Source organism: Nodosilinea sp. FACHB-141 (genome assembly GCF_014696135.1).
Lineage (GTDB): Bacteria > Cyanobacteriota > Cyanobacteriia > Phormidesmidales > Phormidesmidaceae > Nodosilinea.
Genome location: NZ_JACJPP010000018.1, coordinates 290,722 through 308,601, shown reverse-complemented (window position 1 = coordinate 308,601; position 17,880 = coordinate 290,722). Strand labels below are relative to the sequence as shown.

The following is a 17,880-nucleotide window of genomic DNA, read 5'->3' as shown; positions in this document are numbered from 1 at the left end:
TAGTCAAACACGTGGGGCAAAAAGTCAGGATGAATCCCTTTGCCGGTGTCTTGCACTTGAAGTTGAGCATAGGCGTCAACTTGCTCTAGGGTGATGGCGACTTGCCCACCCGCTGGGGTGAACTTGACCGCATTGGAGAGCAGGTTCCAAATCACCTGTTGGAGCCGGTTGGTATCGCCTAAAACCTGGCCCGCGATCGCATTCAGCGTGGTTTGAATGTGAATCCGTTTGGCCTCCGCCGCTAGGCGCACGGTTTCAGCCGCCGCTTCAATCGTAGTGACGAGATTTACTGGAGCAACAGTCAGGGTCAGCTTGCCCTGCAAAATGCGAGAGACATCGAGCAAATCTTCGATTAGCTGCGCCTGGAGTTTGGCGTTGCGCTCGATGGTTTCTAGGGCTTGATCAGTTTTAGCGGCATCCAGCTGTCTGCTGCGCAGTATTCTGGCCCAGCCCAAAATTGGATTCAGGGGCGATCGCAACTCATGGGACAAGACGGCTAAGAATTCATCTTTGATGCGGTTGGCGGCTTCGGCTTTGGTGCGATCGCGCTGGGCCGCCTGATAGAGCTGAGCATTTTCGATCGCCAATGAAGCCCGGTGCGCCAACTCTTCGGCGAGCTGCAAATCGGCGGTGGTGTAGCGGCGGCCCGACTCCGCTGAGATAAACGAGATCACGCCAATGATGCGATCCTGGGTGCGCAGCGGCACCGTCATCACCGAGCTAAAGCCCACCTGCCGCAAAATCTCCAGATGTTCAGGGTCTTTGGCGGCATGGACCAACAGCTCATCGGGAATTTCAGGCACCAGGTCGGGTTGCCCGGTGCGCAGGGTCAGGGCGGCACCGCGCTCTGCATTGGTATCTAGGGGATACTTGTCGCGGATCTGGTGGGCCCATTCCAGCTTGGCCGGGTCGACGTGGGCCACGGCAATTTGGTCGATCGCGCCATTCTCCTCCACGATGTGAACGGTGCACCAGTCGGCCAATTTCGGCACGGTGAGCTGGGCAACTTTCTCTAGGGTCGTTTGGTAGTCGAGGGAAGAGGCCAGCACGGCGCTCGACTCAGCGAGATACTGCTGGGCGCGCTCTAGTTTGACGCGCTCTGTGACATCAATAACGTAGGCTAAAAGTCGTTCTACCCGCTGATTTGAGTCAACCGTTGGCAAATAGTAAACGTCGTAATAACCGGGGCGGCGATCCTCATGGCCAGGGGCATTGAGGGGCAGGTTGGGCGAAATAAACGGCTGTCCTGTGGCATAGATCTGGCGAATAACCTCGACGATGGCGGGGTCAGAGGGACCAAATAGGTCTGCAACGGATTTACCCAGGTGATGGTCACGGGGCAACCCATTGATCTCAGCCATGGCGTCGTTGATGGCGATAAATCGCTGCTCACCGTCTAACAGCGCCAGCCCAATTGGGGAGGTGTCAACCAGGGTGGCCAGCTGCTGTTGGGCAGCTTCAGCCTGGGCTCGGGCCAAACGTTCTCGCCCGAGCAGTTGTTCTCGCTCCTGCTCGGCTCGTTTGCGGTCGGTGACATCCATCACCAACGACAGGATAGAGGTCATCCGTCCCGACTCGTCTTTAAGGCTGGAGTTGTACCACTCGCAGTGAACCACGGCGCGATCTTTGGTGTAGTTGCGGTTGGAGGAAAAAATGTGGGACTCTTCACCGTAAACTAACCGGCGGCAGGATTCAGTAACCGGTTCTAGATCGTCTTCATAGACAAGGGGGATCTCGGCTAGCGTTTTGCCCAGCATTTCGTCGGCCTGCCAACCCAAGATGCGCTCTGCACCCGCAGACCACCGAGTCACGCGAAAGTCTCGGTCCCACTCGATCACCGCCATGGGCGTGTTTTCAACGTGGAAATTGAGCTTCTGCAGCGCCTGATGCAGGGCCTCCTCTGCTTGCTTTCGCTCGGTAATGTCGATCACCGCTCCGATCGACTGCTTAGGATGGCCTTGAATATCGTAGGAAAACTGCCCCCGAGCCTCGACCCAGCGAGTGGAACCATCGGGCCAGCGTAGTCGATATTCGTGGTGGTACTCGGTGCGATCTCGAACCGCCTGCTGGAGCTTTGCCCTGGTCAAGGCTAGATCGTCGGGATGGACTCGGTTGGCCCACATTTTGTAGCTCGGCTCGCATTCGTTGGGCTGGTAACCCAGGATGGTGAAATGCCCCGCCGACCAGCGGATGGTGCCGGTCTGCATGTCCCATTCCCAGGTGCCCATGCGGCCGATATTGAGGGCGAGCTGTAGCCGCGCTTCGCTTTCGCGCAGGCTCGCTTCGGCCCGCGATCGCTCTACGGCCAGCCAAGTTTTTTCGGCGATGCGCTCCATTAGGGCCACATCGTTTGCCGTCCAGGGGCGGGGTGCCGCATGGTGCAGCACCAGTAGGGCAACGAACCGCCCGCGCTTGACCAGGGGCACGCAGAGCAGCGATTGGGTTTCAATGGCGGCAAAAGCCGCCTCGCCAACGCCAGCGGTGCGGGGGTCGCGAGCGACATCGTCGACTACAACGGTTTTGCCCTGCTTCAGCTCGGCAATGATCTCAGCCCCAAAGGAATCCATGTGGTGCTTACCCACAACGCTGATGACGCCGTCGCAGTAGTCGCGATCGACGATCACATGTTCTTGGGCCTGATCAATTTCACCGTAGGCACAGCGCGTGACGTTAAATTGCTTGCCGGTGGCGTTGACGACCTGCCAAACAATTTCCTCTGGGTCTTGCAGAGTGCGAGCGGCATCGTTCAGTTCAATCAAAAATTTCTGCTGCTGTTCTTTTCGCTGTAATTCTGCGAGTAGGGCCTCGCGGTTGGCTTCGATTTGCTTGCGCTCGGTAATATTGATCGAAACCCCGGCCATGCGAACGGCTTGCCCAGATTCATTGAGATAAATCTGTCCCTGGCCCTTGAGCCAGCGCACCTCACCGTCGGGGGCGACCACGCGATATTCTTGGGCAAAAGCCTGATTTCCCTCCAGGGCCTCTACAGTCGCCTGCCTGAGCAGTGGACGATCCTCTGGGTGAATGAGGGCCCGAAATGCCTCTGTGGTGCCGACCTGCATGCCCCAAATTTCTTCGGCGTTGGGAGAGCACACGACCTGATCGGTTTCTAGATCCACATCCCAAGCCACCATTTGGGCCGATGAGAGGGCCAGCTGTAAGCGTTCTTCGGCCTGCCGCAGGTTCGCCTCAATCTGCTTGAGGCGAGTCACATCTTGAAACATGCCAATGCCGATCGCCGCGTGCCCATACATGGCGGGCAAGGTTTCTCCCCAGCAGAGGGTGGCCCGAATGCCGTCGGGGGTATGCCAGTTCATCTCGTAGTTCTGTAACTGCTCCCCACGGGCAAGGAGCACGGCGGGCATTTGGTCAGTGGCAATGCGATCGCCCTGGGCATCGGTGCAGTAGTAGGCGTTGGCATACTCCTCCAGGGATTTGTTTTTGGGCAAATCACCCCCGGCTAACTCATTGGCAATGCGGTTAGCAAAAATGACTTTTGCAGTTTCTGGTTCAATAAAAACGGTCGGCGTTGGCATCAAATCGAGAACGGCTTCTAACCATTTCTGCTGGTTTTCGAGATGTTCAGCCTGCTGCCTGAGGAGCTTTTCGGTTTGCTGGCGTTCGGTGATGTCTTGAAAAACTACAGCGGCCGCCAAAATTTGCCCTTGCCCGTCCAAAATTGGGACGGCATTCACCGTAATCACGGTCCGTTGACCATCGTCCTGGCGAAGCTCCATCTCCTCATCGGTGACGACTTCACCGGTTCTCAGCGATCGCGGCAGAGGAAATTCGTGAGGCTCATACTTTTGCCCGTCGGGGCGAAACGCTTCGAAGGGAGTGATGGGTACATAGGCTTCTAGTTCGTAGGACTGCTCGTAGCTACATCCCAAAATTTGTTTCGCCTGCTCATTGGCTAGCACCAATTTGTTAGAACCGGCCTCAGCAATCAGCACGCCCGCCGGCATCTGCCGCAGCACCGCTTCAAACTGGGCATGTTCTGTTTCCAAATCGCGGAGCAGTCGCTCCCGTTCTACCTCGGCCTGCTTGCGATCGGTCACATCTCGAAAGTAAACCGCGATGCCCTCAGCGGACGGATAGGCTTTTACCTCAAGCCAGCGGTGCAGCGGCTCGCCGTATTCTTCCCAGGCTACCGGCACTTGCTCTGCGATCGCCTGGTGCATGGCCTCGTAGGCCACCCCACCCACTAGCTCCGGAAAAACGTCGTTCCAAACCTGTTTGCCAATCAAATCTTCAGGGGCTTTGTGCAGAATTTGGGCCGCTGCCTGGTTGACGTAGGTGTAGTGCCACTGGCGGTCAAAGGCCACAAACGCGTCGGTGATGCTTTCTAAAATAGCTGCGACTTTGTGCTCTGTCGCCCGCTCGACTGGGCCTGGCGTATGGGCTAACCGTGCCTCTAACGCCTGGTTCTGCTGCTGTAGCTCAAGTAGTTGGTTTTGCAGCCGCACAACTTGAACATTTTCTTCAGGATTGCGGATAGCCTGCTCTGCCTCTAAGCTGCGGGCAAACTGCTCGATTACTTCAGAGCGAGAAGTTCCCTGTTGTTTGGCCGTTTGCTCAAGCGATCGCCAAGCCGTGTGGGTTAAAGATAGGCTGACTCGATGCTTGGTCTCTCGCTCCCAATTGTTCACAAACTTCCCGCTCGCGTTGCGTTTCATGGAGGATGGAGCCGTGTACATAAACGGTAAATCCATTCAACCCGACTTTGGCAAGGATATAAATCATCCTTTAGATAGACGTTTAACTTAAAAAGGTTTGCACAGGGTGTACTTCAGCAGTTGGACGGGTTGGCGGAGAGCATTCTGGAGTGTAGGTAGGGGAGAGTGCGATCGCACCTATGGCAGCGTAGGTTACGGGGCTAAAGAGTCCGAAGGTATCATCGCCCATTCTTGGAGAAGGTGCAGAAAAAATTGGCCAACCAGCTGCCTAATCCTGATACAAAAGTTGATCAACCGGGATAGCGTTTTAATTGAGCAGTTGCTAATAGCCTTTTTGCAACATCGATCGACTTGGCCAGTCCGTTTTAACTAGGTTGTTGTGTCGCGATCGCTTTCTTAACAGCCGTTGCTGTCATCATTCCCCACAACCAATCAATTTTGTATTTCTCAATTGAAACCTCAGCTAATCCTTCATTTTGGAGCATTCTCTGGCATTCGCTTGTGCCATAGGTCCTAGAATAAGCGCGATTAAAAAGGCGTAGAAAAATATCACAAATACGACACGTCAGATAATCGTCGCACCAGTCTGTAATAACTAGATGCCCGTTAGGCTTTAGGACTCGCTTTATGTCTTGGATGGCTTGGTAAGGATGACGAAAGTAATGAAATGCATTGGTTGAAATCACCCAATCAAAACTCTCGTTTGGAAATGGAATATTATCTGCACTACCGACTCGCAACTCAACTGACTTCGGTAATTTCTGTCGGGCTACACATAACATCTCTGCGGAAGGATCTAATCCGACAATCTCTATTTCTGGAGCTAAGTGCAAAAGGCGCTGAATTAACGTTCCTGTTCCACAACCCAGATCTAAGATGCGCTCATGAGAATTGAGATCCAAACGATGCATGGTCTCTTGAATTGTGGCATCAACATAAAATGACCAACGACGATCGTACCAAGGCGCAAGATGGGCGTATTCCTTCTGAACAGGATCAGAGTACATATCCTTTGCCTCAGCTAAATTGACGAAAGATGGGGATCAAGTCCTTACGTTAAACCGGCTGGGGCAAACCCTGTGGGAAAATAGGTCCCTTAACCTTTCATAAGGTTAGGGAGATGTTGCCGCTCGGGGATTAAGTCCACAGACTCCATCCTTCACTGACCCCCTTGTCTAGGCTCTGCAATATGCCCCTATGGGGCATGCTTAAGGAAACAGCCGGTGCGTTTCTGAATGGTTCCTGTTCCTTACAATCGTTGCCGTGATGCCAAAGTTATTGGCTCAGTCTATAGGTGCGCTTCGCCGCCGTCGGTTTATGCAGCTGGCAGCGGCGGCGGGGATGGCAAGCTTAACTACGTGCCGACCGTCGGCTCGACCTCCTACCGATGGAGCGGCGATCGAGTCGGGCCAGGATTTTGACTGGCGGCAGTTTGCGGGCGATCAGATCGGGCTGCTGCTGGATGATCACCCCTGGACCACGGGCCTGCTGCCCTACCTGCCCGACTTTGAGGCCCTGACTGGCATCACCCTAAAGCCGCGCACGGTGGCGGAACCAGCCTACTTCGTGGAGATGGAGGCCTTGTTGCGGGCTGACCCTGTGCCGATGGATGTCTTCTTCTTACCAATGGATTCCACGGCCTACCGGCTCTGGGAAGACGATCTGCTGCTGCCGCTGACGCCGCTGCTCAACGACCCCAAGCTGACGGCGGCCAACTACAACCTGTTTGACTTTCCCGAGGGGTTTCGGCTGGCGGCCATGTATCCGCCAGATAGCGATAGCCCCCAGCTGTTTGGCATTCCCGCCACCTTTGAGGCGTACATTTTGTTTTACAACAAGCGCCTGGTAGATCAGTTTTTGGCGGGTCGGGTGCCCCAAACTATGGTTGAGCTGGTGCAGGCCGCGAACCAGATCAACGAGAGCGGGCAGGCCATTGGGGCGGTGATGCGCGGGGTTAAATCGGACGTCATTATCGATACGGTGGCGGGGATTGTGCTCAACGGCTGGGGAGCCGAGCCTACCCCGCTACCCTTTAACCTCTGGTTCGACGGCGACTGGCAACAGCCTAACCTTACCGATCCTCGCATTGTTGAAGGGTTGACCACCTACGCCCAGCTGATGCAGGCGGGGCCAGCCAACATCAAACAGATGAACTGGCCCGAGGCCACCCAGCTCTTTCAAGCGGGGAAAGCGGCGTTTTACATCGATGCCAGTCTGTTTGGGCCTGTCTTTGAGCGGCGTGACACCTCTGCGATCGCCGGTCAGGTGGGCTACACCGTGCTGCCCCGAGTTCACCAGCAGAGCCTGACCGGCCACTGGCTTTGGGGGCTCGGCATTCCTCGGCAGTCTAGCCATCCCCAGGCTGCCTGGCTGTTTATTCAATGGGCCACCAGCCCGGAGATGGAAGCCAAAATTGCCGTGGCCACGGGTGGGGCACCCCGATTTTCGAGCTGGTTGACGCCGTCGGTCTACACCGAGGCGATCAACTTTGACTATGCTCTAGCTGTGCAAACCGCTATGCAAACCTCGCGCCCGACAGCAGTGCTGCACCCCCGCTGGAACCAGGTGGCCCTGGCGATCGCGGCCACCATTCACGATATCTACGATGGGGTAGAGCCAGCTCTGGCTGCCGACCAGCTCCAGGCCGCTGTGAGGCAGATGATGGCGAGGGAGGGATCGCCATGATTGGCCGTCTGCGGTGGTTTAGAACCATTCGGGCTCAGCTAATGCTGGGATTTGGCATCATTTTGCTGCTGCACGGCATCAGCGCTGCCATTGGCTATGGCAGCTTGCAGCGGCTCCGCTCTCGCAGCCAGGCCACCCTCGACAACGCCGCCCAGCTGCGCGAGCTCAGCCTAGAACTGAAAACCAACTTTTTGCTGGCTCGCCAAGCTGAAGAGGCCTATTTTGATACCTGGCAGGGGGGCAACATCGATGCTAATGCCCAGGTGCATGTTCAAACCAACCAGAACTATTTGGCCCAGGCCCGCCAGAACTTAGCCGCCCTGAGGGCATTGGAAGCCCAAAACTCCGAACTGGCCGAAGAATTTGCCCTACTGGACTCGCTGTTTGACAACTACGAATCGGCCTTTGAAACCACCACTCGCCGCATCGCGGAGGATAGCCTGAACCATGAGGTTCACCGACAGCTAAAGGATTTGCTCGCCACCCTACCCGATAGCCAGCGCGCAGAGATCACGACTCTGCGCATGCTGGTGTGGCAGCTAATGGCTCAGCAGCAGACCTATCTAAATACCCAAGACCCTGTCTATCTCGACGATCTGCAATCGAGTCTAGACCAGCTATCTGCCGCCCTAAAACAGCTGCCGTTGGAGTCGTTAGACCCTGAGGCCCGGGCGCTGATGCAAACCTACCGGATCTCCCTCAACGCCCTGCTGTTTCTCGATCAGCAGGTGCAGGTCAACCGCATCATTGCGGCCAATATCAACCGAGACATTAACGAGATTATTCAAACCGTTAGCGATCGCTCGACCGCCCGCGCCGCTGCAGCCCGCAGTGAGCTAGCCAACACCGCCAATCAAAGCAGCGTAGCCCTGCTAGCTACGGCCTTAACGGCCCTGGCCCTGGCGATTTGGGCCAGTGTTGTGCTGGGGCGACGAATTATCAACCCCCTAACGCTGATGGCGATCGCCGCCGAGCGCATTGCCCAGCAAGATCTAAGCCAGTCCTTGCAACTCACCGGAGACAACGAATTTACGGCAGTGGCCCAGGCCTTTAACCACATGGTGAACCAGCTGCGGCAAACCCTAGACACCTTAGAGCAACGGGTCGACGAACGCACCGTGGCCCTGGCCACCGCCAACCAGACGCTACAGCAGCAAACCTACTCGCTAGAGATCGCCCTGCAAAAACTGCGCCACAGCGAGGCCAACTATCGCCTGCTGGTCGACCATCTCCACGCCGGGGTGATCGTCCACGCCCCCGACACCACCGTCGTCATGTGCAACCAGATGGCGGTGCAGCTGTTGGGGCGGCCGATGGAAGACATGGTGGGCCAGCGGACTGACAATTCCCCCTGGACGATTGTGGATGAAACCGGCGCGGCGTTAACGCTCGAGCACTATCCAGTGACGCAGGTGCTCGCCAGCCAACGCCCTTTGCAAAACCGCGTGCTGGGCATTCGTCGCCTCCAGGCCCCAGACTGCACCTGGGTCTTGGTCAATGCATTTCCCACCTTTGACGATGCCCAGCAGCTAACCCAGGTGGTGGTGACCTTTATCGACATCAGCGATCGCAAATTGGCTGAAGAAGAACTGCGCCACCAGGCCCTGCACGACGCCCTCACCGGTCTGCCCAACAGAGCTCTGTTTACCGAGCGACTAGAGCAGGCGGTGCAGCGGTTCAAACGCCACCCCGAGCAGCTGTTTGCGGTTTTGTTCATCGATTTAGATCGCTTCAAGGTGATCAACGACAGCCTGGGCCACCTGGTGGGCGATCAGCTGCTGGTGCAAATTGCCCACATTCTGCAACGCCACGTCAGGGCCAGCGACACGGTCGCCCGTCTGGGGGGCGATGAGTTTGTCATTTTGCTAGAGCAAATCACCAGCTTGAACGAAGCCATCCAGGTGGTGGAGCGCATTCAGAGAGATATCAAAGCGCCATTTAGGCTGACGGGCCACACGGTGTTTACCTCTGCCAGCCTGGGCATTACCCTGGCCAGCCCCAACTACATTCGAGGCGAAGACATGCTGCGCGATGCGGATAACGCCATGTATCGAGCCAAGGCCCAGGGGCAATCCTCTGGCTACGAAATCTTCAGCCCGGCGATGCACGCTAGCGCGATCGAGCTATTTGAGCTAGAAACTCATCTGCGTCAGGCTCTAGAGCGTCAAGACTTCATCCTTCACTATCAGCCTATTGTCAGCCTATGCGATCGGCAGCTTCTAGGGTTTGAGGCGCTGGTGCGGTGGGTGCATCCTCAGCGCGGGCTAATTGCCCCTGGTGAATTTATTCCCCTAGCAGAGGAAACGGGGCTAATTATTCCCCTAAGCCAGTGGATCTTCGAGACCGCCTGCCGCCAAATGGCCGATTGGTGTCAGCGGTTCCCAACGGTCAAGGGGTTGAAGATGAATGTGAATGTGGCGGCGGCGCAGTTTGAGCGGCCCGAATTTTTTGAGCAGATTAAAGCCATTCTAGAGCGAACATCGTTGCCAGCCACCAACTTTGGTCTAGAGGTGACCGAGAGCCTGCTGTTGCTAAACGTGAAGGGCGTGCTGTCAACGCTGTCGAATCTTCAAAAGCAGGGGGTCGATATCAAAATCGATGATTTTGGTACCGGCTATTCATCCCTGAGCTATCTCAAACGCTTTCCCATCAATACCCTGAAGATTGACCAATCGTTTGTCGAAAATATTGATGTTGACCACGACGATGTCAGCATTGTCAAAGCCATCATTCAGATTGCCAAGTCATTGGGCATGACCGTGATTGCCGAAGGGGTCGAGACTGAGTTTCAAACCCGCCGACTAGAGCAGTTGGGCTGTGACGCCATTCAGGGCTACTGGATCGCGCCGCCGCTGCCCCCTGACCAGGTGGAAGCGTTTATTCAGCAGCCTAGCCATAGATCGACCTAAACGGTTGCTATTACCGGGGGATGGGGCCACCGGTTTCGATCTGGCCAGCCGCTGGCTCTACGACCTTCGGCTGGCCAGCCGAAAAACTGGATGACATTCGTGCCATCGTGCTGGCACGCGATCGCGCCCGCTTTACAGCCTTCCAGGTAGCCGGTCTGATCATCAAGCCCTTTGACCCGTTCACCCTGGCTCAGCAAATTGCTAACCTGCTCCATTGGGCGCTTTAGAATTGGTCACCAGCTGCATCTTCCGGTTACAACTGGTATAGCCATCGCCCGGACGGTTACGACATTTTGTATAACCCTCAGCCGCGATCGCTATTTGCCAGTGCGCCACCCCAGTTTTTGCCAGTAGCAGTGACTACTATCCAGCGCAGTGGCCAACGCTATCCAGTACGTTTGTCAAGGGTCTGCTCTATGTCGTCGCCATCTCAGCCTGGCTGCCCCATCACCGATTTAGTTAGCCAATTCATTCAGGCCCGCGCCATTACCAAGACCCAGTATCAGGAGCTAACCACCCTAGTATTGGCCGACGGCACTATTGATGAGAGCGAACGCAAGCAAGTCAATCGCCTGTTCGACGCAATTCAGCTCGGGCGGGTGAAGATTTTGGACTAGGGAATGGGGTGATGGGGTAAGGGAGTGTTGGGGTGATGGGTTATTGGCAAAGCCTGACCAGAGGACTTAGGGATGACTCGATATAACTCCCCCACTCCGTCACCCTCCTACTCCATCACTCTCCCACTCTCCTACTCCATCACTTCCCTACTCTGTCACCCGTCCCGTCAGCGGCGAGCTAGCACTAGCCACCCCCTGCACCGGAATCCGCCCGGCACGGTAGGCTAGGCGACCAGCCAGAGTAGCGAGGCCCATGGCGCGGCCCATGGCGATCGGGTTGGCGGCTTTGGCGATCGCAGTATTGATCAGCAGCGCGTCGGCCCCCATTTCCATAGCTTCGGCGGCTTCGCTGGGGGCACCAATGCCAGCATCCACCACGACCGGCACCTTGGCGGTTTCGATGATGATTTGAATGTTGGCAGCGTTGCGAATGCCCTGGCCCGAGCCGATGGGTGACCCCAGCGGCATGACGGTGGCGCAGCCCGCCTCTTCTAAGCGCTTGGCCAGCAGCGGGTCGGCGTTGATGTAGGGCAGCACCGCAAAGCCTTCTTTAACCAGCTGTTCAGCGGCTTCTAGGGTGCCGATCGGGTCAGGCAGCAGATACTTAGCGTCGGGAATGACTTCGAGCTTGACGAAGTTGTTGTCTTCCTGGCCCAGCAGTTTGGCCATTTCGCGACCCAAGCGGGCGACCCGAATGGCTTCCTCGGCGGTTTTGCAGCCGGCGGTGTTGGGCAACATCCAGATCCTTGACCAGTCGAGGGCTTCGGCTAGCCCCTGGTGACCGGGGGCGTTGGTCTGCACCCGCCGCACCGCTACGGTGACAATTTCGCAGCCGCTGGCGGCAATGCTCTGGCGCATCACCTCAAAGTCGTCATACTTGCCGGTGCCGGTCATCAGCCGAGACGAAAAGGTACGCCCAGCGATGATCAGGGATTGGTCGGTCAAGTCGTTTTCTAAGGACGTGGCCCCCAATGGGGCGGGGGTAGGCGGGGCGACATTGGTAAAGGTCATAGCTTGAGGGGTAGGAGAAACAGCGGGAAGGTTGGGAAGGGTTGGCGGGGCGGTGTGGAAGCGCTGCCAAGAGAAGGCATCTAAGCGCGGGTCTGGCTTGCCCAGCACTGCCTGAGCCACTAGCTGAGCGGTAATGGGGGTGAGCAAAATGCCGTTGCGGTAGTGGCCGGTGGCTAGGGTGAGGTTGGCGGCGGGGCCAGGGCCAAGGATGGGCCACTCGTCGGGGGTAGCAGGGCGGTATCCCCACCAGGTTTCTTCAAGGGTGAAGTCGGCCAGCAGGGGCAGCAGGGCGATCGCATTGCCCACTAGCTGATGCACTCCGCCCGCCGTGTTGTGGGGTGCAAACCCAACATCTTGACTGGTAGCCCCCAGCACGATGCGACCATCCCGACGGGGCACGATGTAGATGTCTTCGCCAAACAGCACCCGCTGTAAGGGTTGCGGCGTGCCGTAGCCGAGGGGCACCCGCAAACTCGCCATCTCGCCCTTCTTGGGAAATACCGGTAGGGGCAAGAGTTCGTGGGCCCAGGCTCCGGTAGCCAGCACCACCTGGTCAGCGCTAAAGTCGCCCGCCTGAGCGGTGCAGACCTGCTCAACGCGTCCCTGGTAGTGGCGTAGGGCGATCGCTCCAGTGCCCTCGTGTAGGGTCACCCCCAGGTCAATCACCGCCGATCGCAGCGCCTGCACCAGCAGGCGGTTGTCCACTTGGCCTTCGTCGGGGTGCCAAAACGCTCCCTGCACATCCCGTCCCAAGCCCGGCTGGTAATAACCTAAAGTTGCGGCATCCAGCCAGCTCTCGGCGGGTAGCTCTGGTGCCGTGCGGTGCGGGGCCAAAATGCCACAGGGCCAAAAGCCCACCGACTGTCCGGTCAGCGCTTCTAATTTGTTCACCCAGCTGGGATACAGCGCCAGACTGGCGAGGGCGAGATCGAGCATCGGCCCTGGCGGTAACCCCTCTGCTTGGGGGGCCAACATGCCCGCCGCGGCGTGGCTGGCAGCCTGCTGAAAGTCGCGGCTGAGCACAGTGACGGTCGCCCCCTGCTGCCGCAGCTCTAGGGCGATCGCCAAGCCAATAACCCCGCCGCCCACTACCAGGACGTCGCTTCCCTGATTTACCATGCCGTTTAACTTAAGTGCTCAGCCTCATTTTAGGCCACTGGAGGGCGCGACGCCGCGTCTCTACCGCAGGAGAATGGGCCTACCACAGGGCTGGAATCGAGTCTAATTCGGGGTCGGTGGCCGGACGCTGCACCGCACCGGGCTGCACCAGGCCCGGTTGAATGGGCGCAATGTCGCCGCTCGTAGCCGGATAGGTGGTCGCTGCCCCGGTACGGGGAATCACGTTGCCGGAGGCAGGAGTTGTGCCGTTGGCTCCCGCTGTCCCTAGGTTGTTTGGTGAGATGGTGGGGCGATTGCTGCCCTGGTCGGTAAACGAGCTGTTACCCGCGGCCGCAGTGCCGTTGGTGCCCACCTCGCTCTGGCGCTGTACCAGTTGACCAGCCTGTTCGAGGGGCAGTGCGCCCAAACCATCGGCATTCTGAGCAGTTGTATTCTGTTGGCTAGCGAGCCGTTCTCTTTCGGGGCGATCGCCCGAGAGCCGACTGAGGCCGCTCATCAGCATCAACACAAGACCCGCCAAAACGCCACCGATAATAAAGCGATTCATAGCCTTCCTCACCCATACCTACGTTCTATGATTGCGTAGATTGACCCCGTTAACCCCATGGACGCAGCTTCTCGCCTGGCTTTGCCCTCTTAATGTTACGCCGGTTGAAGAATTACGACCTCAATCCTGAGGTCATTAAAGTCGTCTAGGGAGTCTTGATCTTCAAAGTCAACCTCGTAGCGGTTGCCGTTGGTGTATCGGGTGCGCTTAACTTTCACCCCAAAGCCATCGCGCCAGGGGCTTCTGGCCGTCAGACGATTGTCGCCGTCGAAATAGTAGGTAAACACATCTGCCTCGGGGGCAAAGCGATACCAGCGGGTGGGGTCGTTATCCGTAATTTCTGCCTTCAACTGTGACTCGGGGGGAAGCTGATTGATGGGGCGAGGGCCAGCATTTTCTTGATAGACCCGCAGCCGCTGCCGAAATAGAGCATTACCACCATGGATGCGATACCACACCTGGTGAGGAGTCGTAAGGTTATTGGTGTAAACCGAGTAGGCGGTAGCGGTGGGCATGCTCAGCATTTCGTACTGCCGCACGACGCTACCGAGGGGCGGGGGAGAGCCAGCGCTTTGCTGGGCCGGGGCTCGTAACCCCAAGGGCCAGACCAGCATCACGGTAACTGCGATCGCTAAAAACAAACTATTGACTATGCCGCGCCGTTTCATGCTCTTAGCCACCCGAAGGAATTTGTCCAAAGAATACCCTAGATGGCTAGGCCGAGAACACTGACGAGCCAGCTTGAGCTGGCCAGTGTTGCTGGAAAATGGCCAGCCAGGACAGTCATCCCACAAGATTTTTCTGGCGAGAAAGTAATCGGTCGGCAGGTGCGCTACCGTCCTGTGGGTCTCAAACGGTGCGGAGGGCCTCTTGCAGGGCCTGGAGGTCAGCCCCACAGATAATGGGCAAGTGGCGGGTGATTTTTTCAATCTCCCAATGCCACCATTGAACTTCTAGCAGGGCCTCAATGGTGGCTTCGTCGAAGCGGTAGCGAATCACCTGGGCGGGATTGCCGCCGACAACAGCGTAGGGAGGCACGGCCTTAGTCACCACCGACTGAGCCGCGATAATCGCCCCATCCCCCACCTGCACGCCGGGCATGAGGGTCGCGCCGTAGCCAATCCACACGTCGTGGCCGATGACGGTGTCGCCTTTGTGAGGCCATTCACTGGGCATGACCGACTCCCAGCCCTGGCCAAACACGGGAAAAGGGTAATTGGTAAACCAGTCGGTGCGGTGGTTGCCGCCGTTCATGATGAATTTGACGTCGGAGGCGATGGAGCAGAATTTGCCGATGATCAGTTTGTCGCCGACAAAGTCGAAGTGGTAGAGCACGTTGCGCTCAAAGTTCTCAGGATTCTCAAAATCGTCGTAGTAGGTGTAGTCGCCGACGACGATGTTGGGGTTGGTGATGAGGGTGTTGAGAAAGGCCGTGCGGGTGATGCCGGGGATGGGGTAGCGGGTGGTGGGGTGAGGGCCGTGCATGGCGGGGAGTAGGAGGGTAGGGAGTAGGAGGGTGGGGAAGATGAGGTGGTTATTTTCCGCCGAGGTAGAGGCCGCTTTCGGAGCAGACGCCGGCGAGGGGTTTGTCCCAGACGTCTTTGGGCAGGGTGGGCAGGCGGGCGTATTCGAACACGATGCCTACGGTGGGAATGCTTTGCCAGGGGGGCTGGCTGAGCAGGCGATCGTAGTATCCGCCGCCGTAGCCGAGGCGATAGCCGCGCACGTCGCAGGCGACAGCGGGCACGAGGATGAGATCCACTAGGGACAGGTCTACCTGGGGCGATTCGGGGTGGGGTTCAATAATGCCGTAGGAGCCTTTGCGCAGGGGCCAGCGGCTGTTGGCCGACCAGTAGTGCCAGGTCAGCTGGTTTTTATCGACGCAGCGGGGCAGCCCCCAGTGGGGATGGTGCGCTGTCAGGGGGCTGAGGTCGGGCTCTTGGCGAAAGCTGGTGTAGGCCAGGATAATGCGGCACTGGCGAAAATAGCTCCAGTTGAGAAGGTGGGCACAGATGCGATCGCTCTTTTGCTTCCACAACTGGGGGGGAATGCTCCGGCGGGCGCTGATGAGGCGACGGCGCAGATCGGATTTGGCCTGATGGTTGAGATCGGAAGCAGAGGGTTGGGTCACGGGGGGCAGAAAACGGTCGGTGGATAGCCAACAACGGCGCTAGAAATAAATCAGCAGGTTCAGCCCTGGGATGGTGCGCGAGAGCGTCCACAGGAGCAGCGCTGTGTAGAGCAGACCCAACCCCCATTGATACCACACCAAAGCGGTAATCAGCCCCGGCACATGCTCGTCTCGTAATCGAATGTCATTAAAGCCAAATTTTAGCCAGTTGTTGAGACTAAAGTCTAAATAATTGAGCCAGTTCCAGCGGCGATCGAGCAGCAGGTAGGTGTAGCGATCGCGAAAAAACGGAAACTTGGGAATTACCGGCAGGCGGGCGATCAAGAGCCGCAGCTGACGCAGGCTGCCGTCTTCGACAAAATAGCTTTCTGTCATCAGGTCGTGGTAGCGGCCCCGCTTGATCAACAGACCAATCAGCACGGCAGGCACCGGCACTAGCAGCATAAACAAAAAGCCCAGGGTGAGCAGCGGATAGTCGGCGGAGCGCAGCAGGGCATTGAGCCCCAGCCCCAGCAGCAGGCTACAGCCTCCCCCCAGCCACAGCCCCTCGGCCAGCGGCGGCAGAATTGGAGTGGCCCGGCGGCGGCGGTAGCGATCGACCAGCCAAAACATCAGCGCAAAGGTGGGAATCGCCACCAGCCCCAGACCAAAGGTGAGGCCAAAGCTGGTGCCGTAGCGGCTCAGCACCACCAGCGCCCCCAGCCACAGCCACTGCAAAGCCAGGGTGAATCGCCGGGTAATGGGGAAAGTGTCGCGGGCAAAGATGCGATCGCGCACCTTCAAATACGCCGCCAGGTCAACCCCCGGCACGCTCAGCACCCCCTCGGTGCCAATAAAGGTGCGGATTTGGCGCTGGTTGACCACCGCTGCCGCCTGGGTTTCGGTAAAGCCCGCCCGCACCAGGGCCGCTACCGAAGCGGTGTTAACGTTAGTGCCCAGCAGCCGCTGCTGCCAGCTTTTTAGCCGTAGGCGCTCGGCGGTGTAGGCAATCGAGTTAGCGTCGCTGATCTGCTCCTGGTTGCGAAAGTTGCGCTCCAGGTTGCGCAGCAGGGTCTCGTTGCCCGCCAGCTGCGGCACCGAAAACACCCGACCAATTTTGCCGGGGGTGCCCAAAATCTGAGTTTGCTCCAGACTAAACTCCAGGCCCGCCACGTTCAGGTAGGCCCCTGGCAGAAATATCACATCCCCCAGATCGACCTCGCCGCCGACCATGGCGTTGCGCAGATTGACTGGCTCGCCAAAGCGGGTCTGGCGCAGCACCAGCGGCGCGTCAAAGCGGGCTTCGGTAAAAAACAGCGCCTTGGCAAAGTAGCTGCGCACAAAGAAGGCGCTGCTCTGCCATACCGTGCGGGCAAAGTCAGCTACCCCCTGCCACTGCACTCGGGCAAAGTTTAGATCGCCCGCCAGCACCGCCCGGCTGAAGTTGGCATCGGCCTTAAACTCGGCCCCCTGAAAGGTCGCGCCGCTGCGCAGCTGGCTCTGATCAAACCGGGCTGGCTCAAAAAACAGGCTGCCCTTGGCCTGCAATCGCTGGCGAAAGTCGGCCCCCGAAAAGTTTGCTGCCTGGTTGAAGCGTGCCCCGCCCACTGAGAGCCCCTGCTCAAACACTGCCCCGCTGGCCAGCACTCGCCCCAAAAAGAACGTGTCGCCCCCCAGCACCTGGCCCGTGAAGCGGGTCTGCACCGCTACCAGCGGCGCTTTAAACAGATAAATTTGCTGGCTGCTGCCCTGCCCCTGAATCAGCAACGATTGGGAGAGCCGGCTGAGCTGGAGCAAGCGCTGGCGATCGCGCCTCAGCTGGGCCCGTCCGGCATCGCTCAGCAGCGGTGAGAGGTTGTCCCCATAGAGGGGTTCGCGCTGGCCCAAGCGCTGCAAGTCGAGATCGCCCTGCACCACGGCATAGCTCAGGTCGAGCGCTGGGGTTGTAGCCGGTCTTTGCAGCCCGCTGCTCAGCAGTCGGTAAAAGCTATCGGTCAGGGGGCTGTCCGGCCCTAGATCGATGGTGTAGTAGCGCAGGTCAATGGCAGGCCTGCCCTCCCGCTGCACTGGGGTCGCCAATCGCTGGCGCAACAGGTCCAATGTCAGAGGTGGGTGGCTATCAGCCGCCAGGGCCGGGAGCGGCTGAGCGATCGCCACTCCCATCACCAAAACCACAAGTCCTAACCAGGCTATCCACCGCCAACCG

At 58.1% G+C, this 17,880-nt stretch carries 12 protein-coding genes; 4 read left to right on the top strand and 8 right to left on the bottom strand.

From position 1 onward, the window contains the following. Together H6F59_RS19720 and H6F59_RS19715 are read right to left on the bottom strand one after the other, a co-directional pair. On the bottom strand, positions 1-4,676 hold a 4,676-nt coding region (locus H6F59_RS19720), incomplete at its 3' end, for a PAS domain S-box protein (protein ID WP_190704272.1). 365 nt (positions 4,677-5,041) lie between these two features. Then, positions 5,042-5,683 (bottom strand): class I SAM-dependent methyltransferase, encoded by a 642-nt coding sequence (locus tag H6F59_RS19715; RefSeq protein ID WP_190704269.1) that lies wholly within the window; start codon positions 5,681-5,683, stop codon positions 5,042-5,044. A gap of 259 nt (positions 5,684-5,942) precedes the next feature. Here H6F59_RS19715 and H6F59_RS19710 point away from each other — a divergent pair, with 259 nt between their 5' ends. The 4 genes from H6F59_RS19710 (at position 5,943) to H6F59_RS19695 (ending at position 10,887) form a co-directional block, all read left to right on the top strand. Beyond that, the gene (locus tag H6F59_RS19710) at positions 5,943-7,361 is read left to right on the top strand and encodes an ABC transporter substrate-binding protein (RefSeq protein ID WP_199325875.1); all 1,419 of its coding nucleotides are present in this window, start codon (positions 5,943-5,945) and stop codon (positions 7,359-7,361) included. Then, positions 7,358-10,270, top strand: a complete 2,913-nt coding sequence (locus tag H6F59_RS19705) for an EAL domain-containing protein (RefSeq protein ID WP_190704266.1) — start codon at positions 7,358-7,360, stop codon at positions 10,268-10,270. Before H6F59_RS19710 ends, H6F59_RS19705 begins: the two co-directional genes overlap by 4 nt. A gap of 20 nt (positions 10,271-10,290) precedes the next feature. Continuing rightward, positions 10,291-10,497: a hypothetical protein gene (locus H6F59_RS19700; RefSeq protein ID WP_190704262.1), complete on the top strand. Its 207-nt coding sequence runs from the start codon at positions 10,291-10,293 to the stop codon at positions 10,495-10,497. Between the two features lie 189 nt (positions 10,498-10,686). Beyond that, a complete protein-coding gene (locus H6F59_RS19695; protein WP_190516108.1) occupies positions 10,687-10,887 on the top strand; it encodes a hypothetical protein in 201 nt (66 codons plus the stop codon). Between the two features lie 147 nt (positions 10,888-11,034). Here the strand turns inward: H6F59_RS19695 and thiO are convergent, their stop codons facing one another. The 6 genes from thiO to H6F59_RS19665 form a co-directional block, all read right to left on the bottom strand. Further along, positions 11,035-13,017 (bottom strand): glycine oxidase ThiO, encoded by a 1,983-nt coding sequence (gene thiO / locus H6F59_RS27135; RefSeq protein WP_190704259.1) that lies wholly within the window; start codon positions 13,015-13,017, stop codon positions 11,035-11,037. Positions 13,018-13,096: 79 nt separating this feature from the next. Next, positions 13,097-13,564: a hypothetical protein gene (locus H6F59_RS19685; protein WP_190704256.1), complete on the bottom strand. Its 468-nt coding sequence runs from the start codon at positions 13,562-13,564 to the stop codon at positions 13,097-13,099. Between the two features lie 95 nt (positions 13,565-13,659). Then, positions 13,660-14,232 (bottom strand): hypothetical protein, encoded by a 573-nt coding sequence (locus tag H6F59_RS19680; protein ID WP_190704253.1) that lies wholly within the window; start codon positions 14,230-14,232, stop codon positions 13,660-13,662. 181 nt (positions 14,233-14,413) lie between these two features. Next, entirely contained in the window at positions 14,414-15,049 is a 636-nt protein-coding gene (locus H6F59_RS19675; RefSeq protein WP_190704250.1) for a CatB-related O-acetyltransferase, read from the bottom strand. Between the two features lie 49 nt (positions 15,050-15,098). Beyond that, positions 15,099-15,695, bottom strand: a complete 597-nt coding sequence (locus H6F59_RS19670) for a 5-formyltetrahydrofolate cyclo-ligase (RefSeq protein ID WP_190704247.1) — start codon at positions 15,693-15,695, stop codon at positions 15,099-15,101. 39 nt (positions 15,696-15,734) lie between these two features. Beyond that, positions 15,735-17,849 carry a pentapeptide repeat-containing protein gene (locus tag H6F59_RS19665; RefSeq protein WP_313887260.1) on the bottom strand — a complete coding sequence of 705 codons (2,115 nt, stop codon included), beginning with the start codon at positions 17,847-17,849 and terminating at the stop codon, positions 15,735-15,737. Positions 17,850-17,880 lie beyond the last annotated feature (31 nt).

What these genes read in the sequence shown, in the direction of transcription:
- H6F59_RS19715 (WP_190704269.1), bottom strand. Translation starts at nt 5,683, where the DNA reads ATGTACTCTGATCCTGTTCAGAAGGAATACGCCCATCTTGCGCCTTGG.
- H6F59_RS19710 (WP_199325875.1), top strand. Translation starts at nt 5,943, where the DNA reads ATGCCAAAGTTATTGGCTCAGTCTATAGGTGCGCTTCGCCGCCGTCGG.
- H6F59_RS19705 (WP_190704266.1), top strand. Translation starts at nt 7,358, where the DNA reads ATGATTGGCCGTCTGCGGTGGTTTAGAACCATTCGGGCTCAGCTAATG.
- H6F59_RS19700 (WP_190704262.1), top strand. Translation starts at nt 10,291, where the DNA reads ATGGGGCCACCGGTTTCGATCTGGCCAGCCGCTGGCTCTACGACCTTC.
- H6F59_RS19695 (WP_190516108.1), top strand. Translation starts at nt 10,687, where the DNA reads ATGTCGTCGCCATCTCAGCCTGGCTGCCCCATCACCGATTTAGTTAGC.
- thiO (WP_190704259.1), bottom strand. Translation starts at nt 13,017, where the DNA reads ATGGTAAATCAGGGAAGCGACGTCCTGGTAGTGGGCGGCGGGGTTATT.
- H6F59_RS19685 (WP_190704256.1), bottom strand. Translation starts at nt 13,564, where the DNA reads ATGAATCGCTTTATTATCGGTGGCGTTTTGGCGGGTCTTGTGTTGATG.
- H6F59_RS19680 (WP_190704253.1), bottom strand. Translation starts at nt 14,232, where the DNA reads ATGAAACGGCGCGGCATAGTCAATAGTTTGTTTTTAGCGATCGCAGTT.
- H6F59_RS19675 (WP_190704250.1), bottom strand. Translation starts at nt 15,049, where the DNA reads ATGCACGGCCCTCACCCCACCACCCGCTACCCCATCCCCGGCATCACC.